The organism is Paenibacillus oralis (assembly GCF_003863965.1).
GTDB classification, from domain to species: Bacteria; Bacillota; Bacilli; order Paenibacillales; family Paenibacillaceae; genus Fontibacillus; species Fontibacillus oralis.
In genome coordinates, this window is record NZ_RRCN01000001.1 from 1,999,289 (window position 1) to 2,008,674 (window position 9,386).

A 9,386-nucleotide genomic window follows, 5' to 3' on the forward strand; every position below is an offset into this window, starting at 1 on the left:
AAAAAATTGAATAGGTGGTTATTTTATTATGGATCTGCAAATCGCCGATTTGGAAGGGATGAAACTGACCGAGCTGTACAAGCTTGCGAAGCAGTATCAGATTCCTTATTACGGCCAGTTGAAAAAGAAAGAATTGATTTTCGCAATTTTAAGGGCGCAGGCAGAACAGAGCGGGCTGATGTTTATGGAGGGCGTGCTCGAGATTTTGCCGGAAGGGTACGGTTTCCTAAGGCCGATCAATTATTTGCCCAGCACGGAAGACATTTATATTTCCGCTTCCCAAATCCGCAAGTTCGATCTGCGAACGGGGGACCTCGTCTCCGGGAAGTGCCGGGCTCCGAAAGAAAACGAACGTTATTTCGGACTCCTGCAGGTTAACGCCGTCAACGGAGAAGATCCTGTCATTGCCTCCGAACGGCTGCACTTCCCGGCGCTTACTCCGCTTTATCCGCAGAAGAAGCTCGTGCTGGAAACTTCCCCAACCCACTTATCCACCCGCATCATGGATCTACTTGCCCCGGTCGGACTCGGACAACGCGGTTTGATCGTGGCGCCGCCAAAAGCAGGGAAGACGCTGCTGCTCAAAGAAATCGCCAACAGCATTTCCACCAACAACCCCGATATCGAGTTATTCGTATTGCTGATCGACGAACGTCCGGAAGAAGTGACGGATATGCAGCGTTCGGTAAAAGGCGAAGTCATCGCTTCCACGTTTGACGAACTTCCGGAGAATCATATCAAGGTGGCGGAGCTGGTATTGCAGCGCGCATTGCGGCTGGTGGAGCATAAGAAGGACGTCGTGATTCTGCTGGACAGCATCACGCGGCTTGCCCGGGCGTACAACTTGGTCGTTCCGCCGTCCGGCCGTACGCTTAGCGGGGGCATTGACCCTGCGGCTTTCCATCGTCCGAAGCGGTTTTTCGGCTCGGCCCGGAATGTGGAGGAGGGTGGCAGTCTGACGATTTTGGCGACCGCGCTGGTCGATACGGGATCGCGGATGGACGACATCATTTATGAAGAATTTAAAGGCACCGGCAACATGGAGCTGCATTTGGACCGCAAGCTGGCGGAGCGCCGTATTTTCCCGGCTATCGATATCCGCCGTTCGGGAACGCGCCGCGAGGAAGTGCTGTTGACCAAGGAAGAGCTCGATACGATCTGGTCGATCCGCAAAAATATGAACGATTCCTACGACTTTGTGGAAGGGTTCCTGAAAAAACTTCGGGATTCGAAGACAAACGCGGAATTTCTGGCTTCGTTCGATACGGCGGGCAGCGCGCCATCCGGAAGCGGGAGCGGGGGAGCGCGCCGTCCGGTTCGGACCGGTTCCGCTTCGTCTTCTTCGCGGACGGGTTCGTCGCAGACGAATGCCGGTTCGACGCATGGTTCGGGCGTATAATTTTTAAGATTGCCTAGTGAAGAGGAGAACATCATGCATTTAGTTTATGCCGACGCTAAGGGACAGGTTTATGATCATCCGACGCTGTACGGGCTTGCCCGGAGCGGGGATATGGTCGTGGAGATTTTGGAGGATGAGTTGATCCCGCTGCCGGAGGGCGCTACGCTGGTGGGCCTGCCTTCCACACGGCCGATCGGGATGGATCCGGACACGGGCGAGATGAAACCGCTCCCTGGCGATGTGCAGGCCGTGGGGGCCTTGCTGCCGCAAGGGTACACACGGCTTTGTCTTCCCGGCTATGTCAAAGCAGATAAAGACTACAAGCTGCCCTTGTTCGGCTACTCGGCGGTGGTCTGGAAGGACGGGCAATTTTATGTGACGGCCCGGCTGTCGGACGATCCCGAGAAATGGAATCCGCTCAATTGCGATCCGCTTGAGCTGAAAAATCAGGTGAAGGTTTTTAAAGCGCGTTATCCGGAAAATCGGCTGTACGAGCATTTGTCGAACTGCGCGCTCGGCTATGAGTGCCTGACGGCTTCCAATACGTTTCTGAACCGGTGGGAAGGGGCCGTGCCGGTATCATATTCCTGCAATGCGGGCTGTTTTGGCTGCATTTCCGAGCAGCCGGACGACAGCGGGTTTGTGGCGCCGCAGACGCGGATGAACTTTCGCCCGCGCGTGGAAGAGCTGGTCGAAGTGATGCTGGAGCACCTGAGAACGCCGGAATCGATCATCAGCTTCGGTCAAGGCTGCGAAGGTGAGCCTTCCACGCAAGCGAAGCTGATTATTGAAGCGATCCGCGAAGTGCGGCGGCAAACCGATATGGGCTACATCAACATCAACACGAACGCGGGGCTCTCCGATCATATCCGCGGCATCGTTGACGCCGGGCTCGATTTGATGCGGGTCAGCACGATCAGCGCGCTGGACGGCCACTACAACGCGTATTATAAGCCGCGCGGCTACACGCTTGCCAATGTGGAGAAATCGTTGAAGTACGCGGCGGAACAGGGAGTATATACCTCGATCAACTATTTGATTTTTCCCGGCGTAACCGACCGGGAGGAAGAGGTCGAGGCGATGATCGAATTCGCCCGCCGCACTAAGCTGAAGCTGATTCAACTCCGCAACCTGAACATCGACCCGGAAAGCTATCTGGAGCTGATCCCGAAAGCACAAGGTGAGTTACTCGGAATGAAACAAGCGATTGAAATTTTTCAGGAAGAATTGCCTGACGTTGTGATTGGCTCGTACACTCATGTGCCTCCGTCCGAGTTGGCCCGCGTCAAGGCCAAGGTGCATGGATAAAACAGGCAATTGCGCTGGTGGTATATGCCGTGCTATAATGCTTTTATGTGTCATTATAACTCTGTGCACGATTGAGGCTCAGGGCGGAAAGAGGTGAAAGTGATGAAAGAAGCTATTCAACCCAAATATCACGTGACTACGGTTACTTGCGCTTGCGGCAATACCTTTGAAACGGGTTCCGTTAAACAAGAACTGCGCGTTGAAATTTGCTCCAACTGTCATCCATTCTTCACAGGTAAACAGAAATTCGTGGATGCCGGCGGACGTGTGGATAAATTCAAAAAGAAATACGGCATCTAAGTTTATACAACCGGAATTTAGAAACTATGACGAGGAACGTCTCTCTCCATCATCTGATGGCGGGGGGCGTTTTTTTTATATCAGTAAGGTATTAACACCACATTTATTTTTGGCGGAGGTGCTGTGTGATGGAGTTTGAAGCTGTACATAAGGAGTGGCTTAAAGCGCATATGAAACTTCGTTCCTGCGAACGAAAAGGGCGCCTGGAACGGGGGCACGGGCACGGTGAGGAGCTGTTTTTGCGTAATGTGTGGTGGCCGCTGCGGAGGAACCTGGACGACTTGCATCCGGAATATGAAATTATGGATTGGCGGGGAAGATCCTATTTTGCCGATTTTGCATGGCTGACGGGAGCAGTGAAGTGGATCATCGAAATTAAGGGCTATGGCCCGCATGTTCGCGATATGGACCGAAGCGGCTATTGTCGGGAATTAAACCGGGAGCTTTTCCTGCAAGCGCTAGGATTTCGGGTGATCTCATTCGCTTACGATGACGTAGAGCGGCATCCCGAATTGTGCATTACGCTGCTGCGCATGCTGCTCAGCCGATACGAGGCAGTCCGGCCGGTTGGTGTGGCAAAAATGGCTTTGAAATCTACTCTGCTGTTTGCCGTGCAGTTAGGCAAGCCGGTGCGGCCAAAAGATGTAGCGGAGCATCTGGGCGTTAATCATCGGACGGCGGTCCGCTATTTGCAGCAGTTGTGCCAGATGGGCTGGCTGGTCCCAAAATGGAGCGGCTCCTCGGGCCGGGTACTGGCATATGAGGTCATGCGCAGAGATTGGGATGCTTTCGATTGGTAGGCGGTAGTAGGTTGTAGGTTGTAGGTGGTGGTTGGAGGTTAGTGGTTAGTGGTTGGTTTGGAGGCGCGTGGGTAGAGGGAAGGGGAGAATAAATGAATGAGTGAGTGATGAGCAGTGACGAAAAGCGGTGACGAAGAGCAGTGACGCTGCTCGATAGTTTGTGGGATGGTTTATTTACTCCGGCTTCGGCTCAAGTGCAAAAGTGCAGTTGAAATGGCCGATTTCGCGTTATTTTTAGCGATGAAGTGCAAAAGTGCATTTGAAAATGGGGTTTTAAGACAAATTTGATCAAAATGGCGAAAATCGCCTGCACTTTTGCATTTGAAGCGCATAAATGGGTTCGTTTAGGGGTGAATGAACTGCACTTTTGCATCTCGCAAATTTGAAATAAGTAGGTATTGATGCGGCAGTGGGGAAATGTTGATAGGATGTACAAAAAACAGGCGGGAGGTCAGGATGTAGTCACACCTTCGCTCCAGCCTGTACTTTGTTAGAGATGTTTGTTCGTTTGTTTTGTTAGACGCGGTGCATCGTTCACTTCTTAAATTCGACGCTTTGCTTAAGACTGTTCCATTCCTCGCTGCTGATCAGCCCTAGCCGCCATAAGGCGATGCCTTTTAAGTCGTAGCGTTTGGCCAAACCGGTCAAGGTTTTGACGGAGTTTTCGTTTTCGCTGTTGAGGTTCAGCCCAAGCAGGAGCTTGCTCTTGCTCGTTTCCTTCAGTGCCAGCCGAATCGCTTCATCCACTTTGTCCGCCGGTTCCGGGTTGCCGGTAGTTTGCCCTACCCGATAATCATAAGCCATAATGATGAGTTCGTCGGCGATTTTTCCCAGTTCTTTATAATCATAACCTTGGTAAGATGAGTTCAACGGATGAAGCGCCAGCGAGAGCTTTAAACCGGCGGACTTCGTTTCCGTCGACAGCTGTTTGACGAAGGCGGTGAAAGCTTTGCGGGTGGCCGCCTTGTCGGTTGTCAGCCCCAATCCCTCAAAGTCGAGCATGATGCCTTGAAACGCCTTGTCCTTAGCCGCGGCAATCATGTCGGCGATGGCTTGTTTGCGCAGTTCCGCATCTTCGATCATTTTGGTCAATTCGCCTTGCGCATCACCGGCATAAACCATCAGATAAGGGATCGTCCGGGCGCCTGACGCCGTCTGGACCAAACTATCCGGCGTGATGTCGCCGGCAGCTTCCGGCATTCTGAAGTCTTTGCCGGACAGGGTGAAACTGCCGTTCTCGTCGATCCGGCTCCAGCCGAAGGCTACGGCATCGAGGCTAGGAATGGCTGATGCTTCCGAGAAAGAAGATATCGCATAGAAGCCCAGCGTGTACATCCTTTCCTGCGGCGAGGTGATAGATACCGTTCGCGTAGATTGATCCCAGCCGACATTCGCTCCAAACTGTTGGCTGAAAAAGCTGAGCGGAATCAGCGTATTGCCATCGACGGAACGGGGGGCTACCGCCAGCGTCACGGGTGAACCGTTCACCTTGGCGGTTTTATTATTCAACGTCAGTTGTACGAGTATTCCATCCCCACCTGTACCTTTAACGGCGGAAATCGTTTTGGCGGCCTGATTCCAGGTAACTTGAATTCCTAAGGCTTCGGATATTGAACGAAAAGGAACCATGGTTGTGCCGTCAACGATGATAGGTTCACCGGAAAAAGACAGCGGGTACCCGTCCAGCATAATTTGCACCTTCGCGGCTGCGTTTGCCTGAGGAAGTCCGGCCCCGGTTATGCCACCGGCCAAAATGGCAGCTGCAAGGAAAAGTTTCCCGATCGGTTTCATTCGTTTCTCCTCTCGCTTTCTACACTTTTCTTCTATTCTACTAATCTATCAGAATTATACCAGAATAGGAGACAAGTTGCATGGAGTGGATAGGCGGCATCTATCCGAGCGGGCGGTTTGGCAGCACCGCCAAGTTCTTCCCCTTGGTTGCATTTTATACAGGCTTGAGATATACTTATTTTCACCGTGCTAGATGGGGAGGTAGCGGTGCCCTGTAACTCGCAATCCGCTGTAGCGAGGTTGAAGTCCTGTTAGAGGTCTTGCCGATGTGAGGTCCGGTCTTTACGGCAGACGTTGACGGACGGGTCCTCCGCAAGGAGTGCCTGTGAACCTGGTCAGGTCCGGAAGGAAGCAGCCATAAGCAGTGCCACTCTTGTGCCGGAGGGTCGCCTGTCCCGAGTCATGCCGTAAAGGTGCCGCTCGGATCGCAATGATCAATAACAGGTGCACGGTTTACATAGCACATACGGAGACACCTTTGCCTGCGGGCATGGGTGTTTTTTTATGCAAAAAATGGCTGTTAACTGTTGATTGTGGATTGGAAGTTTTGCTCGCCACGCGAGTATAGTATAATAAGGAAACGACAAACGTCGCTTACTGGAAGGAAAGAGGTGCCGCATATGGAGCATGTTGCGCTGTACCGCGCTTGGCGGCCGCAGTCGTTTCAAGACATGGTGGGGCAACAGCATATTATCCGGACGCTGCAAAATGCGATTCGCGAACAGCGGTTGTCTCACGCCTATCTGTTCAGCGGGCCCCGGGGGACCGGTAAAACCAGTGCCGCCAAAATTTTGGCCAAGGCCGTGAACTGCGAAAAAGGGCCAACCGCAGAACCGTGCAACGAATGCGATGCATGCCGGCGGATTACCGCTGGAGCGGTCATGGATGTGCTTGAAATTGACGCCGCTTCCAACCGGGGGGTCGAAGAAATTCGCGATCTGCGCGAGAAAGTGAAATATGCCCCGACGGAAGTGCGGCAGAAGGTTTATATTATCGATGAAGTTCACATGCTGACCACGGAAGCGTTCAATGCGCTCCTCAAAACATTGGAGGAACCGCCGCCGCACGTCATGTTTATTTTGGCGACGACCGAACCTCATCGGCTGCCGGCTACGGTCATTTCCCGCTGTCAACGTTTTGATTTTCGCAGGGTCTCCCTGGAGGAGCAAAGCGAGCGGCTAAAACTGATTTGCGAAAAAGAAGGCATCACCGCCGAAGAAGAGGCCATTCAGTACATCGCCCGGTTGTCCGATGGGGGGATGCGTGACGCGCTCAGCATTCTGGACCAAATTGCGTCCTTCTCCGGTGGACAGGTTTCCTATCAGCAGGTCCTGGAAATGACCGGGGGAATCGCCTCCCGGCAGTTTGCCGAGCTCGCCCAAACGCTGCTGGCCGGCGATGTTGGCGGCATGCTGCAAATGATCGACGGATTTATGCAGGAAGGCAAAAGCGCCGATAAATGCATGGAGAACCTCCTTTATTATTTCCGCGATTTGCTGATGGTGAAAATGGTGCCGCAGGCGGACAAATTGACGGAGCGTGTGCTGGATCCCCGGGATTTTGCGGAAATCGCCGAATCTTTTACGAAATCGCAGCTGTTTAAGATCATCGATACGTTAAATCACTATCAAACGGAAATGAAATATGCGGTTCAACCGCAAACGTTGTTTGAGGTGGCGCTCCTGAAAATCTGTACGATTCCTAAGGAGGAGATCGATGGGGCCTCGGCAACTGCCCACAGTTCCACGGCGGATGCTTCGGAAGTCAGCCAGCTGAGGCGCCAGCTTTCCGAGCTGGAAGCGAAGCTGGAACGGGCGCTGCAGGGAGGCGTGTCCGCGGGAGCCGGGGGCGGCGCATCCGCGCCGGCGGGTAACAATCGTTCGTCTGCCCGAAGCTCCGCTCCGCGGGTCGCGTCGAAAGCCAAGATTCCGTCCAACATGGACCGGTATATCGCCGAGCGGCATAGTCCGGCTTTTATGGAGGTTCAGAATAAATGGAATCAGATCCTGCAGGCCGTCAAAGAGGAGAAGGTTACCATCCACGCCTGGTTTATGAACGGTGAACCGGTTTCGGTGCTGGAGGATTCCGTTTTGGTCGCTTTCAAGAACGATATTCACCGTGAAACGACGGAGAAACCCGCCAATAAGCAGCTCATCGAAAACGTCATGGCCCGCCAGCTTGGCAGCCCCTGCCGCCTGGTGACGATGATGCTGAAGGACTGGAACGACGCGATTCAGGGAGCGGCGGAGCCGCCCAAGGAAGCGTTCGAACTGGAGCCCCCGCCCGAGGATGGCGGAAGCAGCAACAGCAAGGAGCCGTGGGTGGACGAAGCGCTGCATCTGTTCGGCGACGACCTGGTCGTGATCAAGGAATGATTTTGCTGGAGAAGCGCAGCGAATTTTGTGTTATTTTTAAAGTGTTGTAATTCCCAAATGAAGATCAATTAAAGGAGATGTGAACCGCGTGAACAATATGAATCAAATGATGAAACAAGTGAAAAAAATGCAGGAGCAAATGCTGAAGGCGCAGGAGGAGCTCGGCAGCAAAACGGTGGAAGGCAGCGCAGGCGGCGGCGTCGTTACGGTCCAAGTGAACGGACATAAAAAAGTGCTGTCCCTGACCATTAAACCGGAAGCGGTCGATCCGGATGATGTTGAAATGCTGCAAGATCTCGTGCTCACCGCAGTTAACGATGCGCTGAACAAAGCGGAAGAACTGGCCAATCAGGATATGGGCAAGTTTACGGGCGGCATGAAAATTCCCGGCCTGTTCTAATTTTTGAGCTGAAGGAGAAAGCCTAAATTGTATTATCCCGAACCGATCGCAAAGCTGATCGATGCTTTTACCCATCTGCCCGGAATCGGACCCAAAACGGCCGCAAGGCTCGCTTTCCATGTTCTGCACATGAAGGAAGACGACGTGATCGATTTCGCCAAAGCTTTGGTGAGCGTGAAGCGTAATCTGCATTATTGTTCTGTTTGCTGCAACATCACGGACACCGATCCTTGCCGAATCTGCCAGGATAAGACTCGCGATCCGTCCGTCATATGCGTGGTGCAGGAATCGAAGGATTTGGTGGCGATGGAACGCACAAAAGAGTTCGATGGCTATTACCATGTGCTGCAGGGAGCGATATCGCCGATGGAAGGTCTGGGTCCGGACGATATTCGGCTGAAAGAGCTGCTAAACCGCTTGAGCGATGAGCGCGTCAAAGAGCTGATTTTGGCGACGAACCCGAATATCGAGGGCGAGGCTACCGCCATGTATATCTCACGGCTCGTAAAGCCGTTTGATATCCGTGTAACTCGTATTGCTCACGGCTTGCCGGTCGGCGGGGACCTGGAATATGCGGATGAGGTAACATTGTCCAAGGCGCTGGAAGGCAGACGCGAAATAAATTGATGCCAGTATCATAAAAAGAAGAACTTTGTACCTTGAATTTTAAGTTCGGGGGCAAAGTTCTTTTTTAGTTTCGGAGGTTCCTTTGGTCCGGCTTCTTTGAGAATGTGCCGGCAGACGTTTTTTATGCAGGTTCGAGGTTCTAAGTTTGTCCGCTTCCCTATAGAAATGAAATAAACCGGATTAGGGAGGCGATCGATCTTGAAGTTGTGGAAGATATGGAATACGGATCGCGAAGCCGCTTTGCGGATGGATGATACGATGGAGACCAAACAACTGCTCTATAAGGAAGTAGTCAAGGCACATAAGGAATGGGAGCGGGCCTATACCGCTTTTCAGGAGGTGACCGGCATGGATGAGGTGGATGTGGCGATCTACACGCTTGAGGC

General features: G+C 52.8%; 9 protein-coding genes and 1 other RNA gene (1 of these 10 cut by a window edge). 9 read left to right on the forward strand and 1 reads right to left on the reverse strand.

Annotation, left to right across the window (positions count from 1 at the left end):
* Positions 1–28: 28 nt before the first annotated feature.
* From rho to EHV15_RS09460, 4 genes are all read left to right on the forward strand, one after another.
* Positions 29–1,399, forward strand: a complete 1,371-nt coding sequence (gene rho, locus EHV15_RS09445) for a transcription termination factor Rho (RefSeq protein WP_128630982.1) — start codon at positions 29–31, stop codon at positions 1,397–1,399.
* Between the two features lie 33 nt (positions 1,400–1,432).
* Positions 1,433–2,707: a radical SAM family protein gene (locus EHV15_RS09450; protein ID WP_128630983.1), complete on the forward strand. Its 1,275-nt coding sequence runs from the start codon at positions 1,433–1,435 to the stop codon at positions 2,705–2,707.
* Between the two features lie 102 nt (positions 2,708–2,809).
* The gene (gene rpmE, locus EHV15_RS09455) at positions 2,810–3,007 is read left to right on the forward strand and encodes a 50S ribosomal protein L31 (RefSeq protein WP_036617998.1); all 198 of its coding nucleotides are present in this window, start codon (positions 2,810–2,812) and stop codon (positions 3,005–3,007) included.
* Positions 3,008–3,135: 128 nt separating this feature from the next.
* Positions 3,136–3,807, forward strand: coding sequence for a hypothetical protein (locus EHV15_RS09460; RefSeq protein WP_128630984.1), 672 nt, complete (start codon positions 3,136–3,138; stop codon positions 3,805–3,807).
* Positions 3,808–4,341: 534 nt separating this feature from the next.
* On the opposite strand, the gene EHV15_RS09465 is transcribed toward EHV15_RS09460, so the two are convergent.
* Positions 4,342–5,598 (reverse strand): stalk domain-containing protein, encoded by a 1,257-nt coding sequence (locus EHV15_RS09465; protein WP_128630985.1) that lies wholly within the window; start codon positions 5,596–5,598, stop codon positions 4,342–4,344.
* Positions 5,599–5,782: 184 nt separating this feature from the next.
* Here EHV15_RS09465 and ffs point away from each other — a divergent pair.
* The 5 genes from ffs to EHV15_RS09490 form a co-directional block, all read left to right on the forward strand.
* An RNA gene (ffs, locus tag EHV15_RS09470) (signal recognition particle sRNA large type) lies at positions 5,783–6,050 on the forward strand.
* Positions 6,051–6,218: 168 nt separating this feature from the next.
* On the forward strand, positions 6,219–7,973 hold the full coding sequence (gene dnaX, locus EHV15_RS09475) for a DNA polymerase III subunit gamma/tau (RefSeq protein ID WP_128630986.1): 1,755 nt from the start codon (positions 6,219–6,221) through the stop codon (positions 7,971–7,973).
* An 88-nt stretch (positions 7,974–8,061) separates the two neighbouring features.
* Positions 8,062–8,373, forward strand: coding sequence for a YbaB/EbfC family nucleoid-associated protein (locus EHV15_RS09480; protein WP_128630987.1), 312 nt, complete (start codon positions 8,062–8,064; stop codon positions 8,371–8,373).
* Positions 8,374–8,400: 27 nt separating this feature from the next.
* Positions 8,401–9,000 (forward strand): recombination mediator RecR, encoded by a 600-nt coding sequence (recR, locus tag EHV15_RS09485; RefSeq protein WP_128630988.1) that lies wholly within the window; start codon positions 8,401–8,403, stop codon positions 8,998–9,000.
* Positions 9,001–9,198: 198 nt separating this feature from the next.
* On the forward strand, positions 9,199–9,386 hold the 5' portion of the coding sequence (locus tag EHV15_RS09490) for a DUF2508 family protein (RefSeq protein WP_246061431.1). Its footprint extends 94 nt past the window's final position; the window shows 188 of its 282 coding nt (coding positions 1–188); the start codon lies at positions 9,199–9,201; its stop codon lies beyond the right edge, outside the window.

Bases quoted from the DNA above. Each gene is read 5' to 3' on its own strand.
- EHV15_RS09465 (WP_128630985.1), bottom strand. From the start codon at position 5,598: ATGAAACCGATCGGGAAACTTTTCCTTGCAGCTGCCATTTTGGCCGGT.
- EHV15_RS09460 (WP_128630984.1), top strand. From the start codon at position 3,136: ATGGAGTTTGAAGCTGTACATAAGGAGTGGCTTAAAGCGCATATGAAA.
- dnaX (WP_128630986.1), top strand. From the start codon at position 6,219: ATGGAGCATGTTGCGCTGTACCGCGCTTGGCGGCCGCAGTCGTTTCAA.
- EHV15_RS09450 (WP_128630983.1), top strand. From the start codon at position 1,433: ATGCATTTAGTTTATGCCGACGCTAAGGGACAGGTTTATGATCATCCG.
- rho (WP_128630982.1), top strand. From the start codon at position 29: ATGGATCTGCAAATCGCCGATTTGGAAGGGATGAAACTGACCGAGCTG.
- rpmE (WP_036617998.1), top strand. From the start codon at position 2,810: ATGAAAGAAGCTATTCAACCCAAATATCACGTGACTACGGTTACTTGC.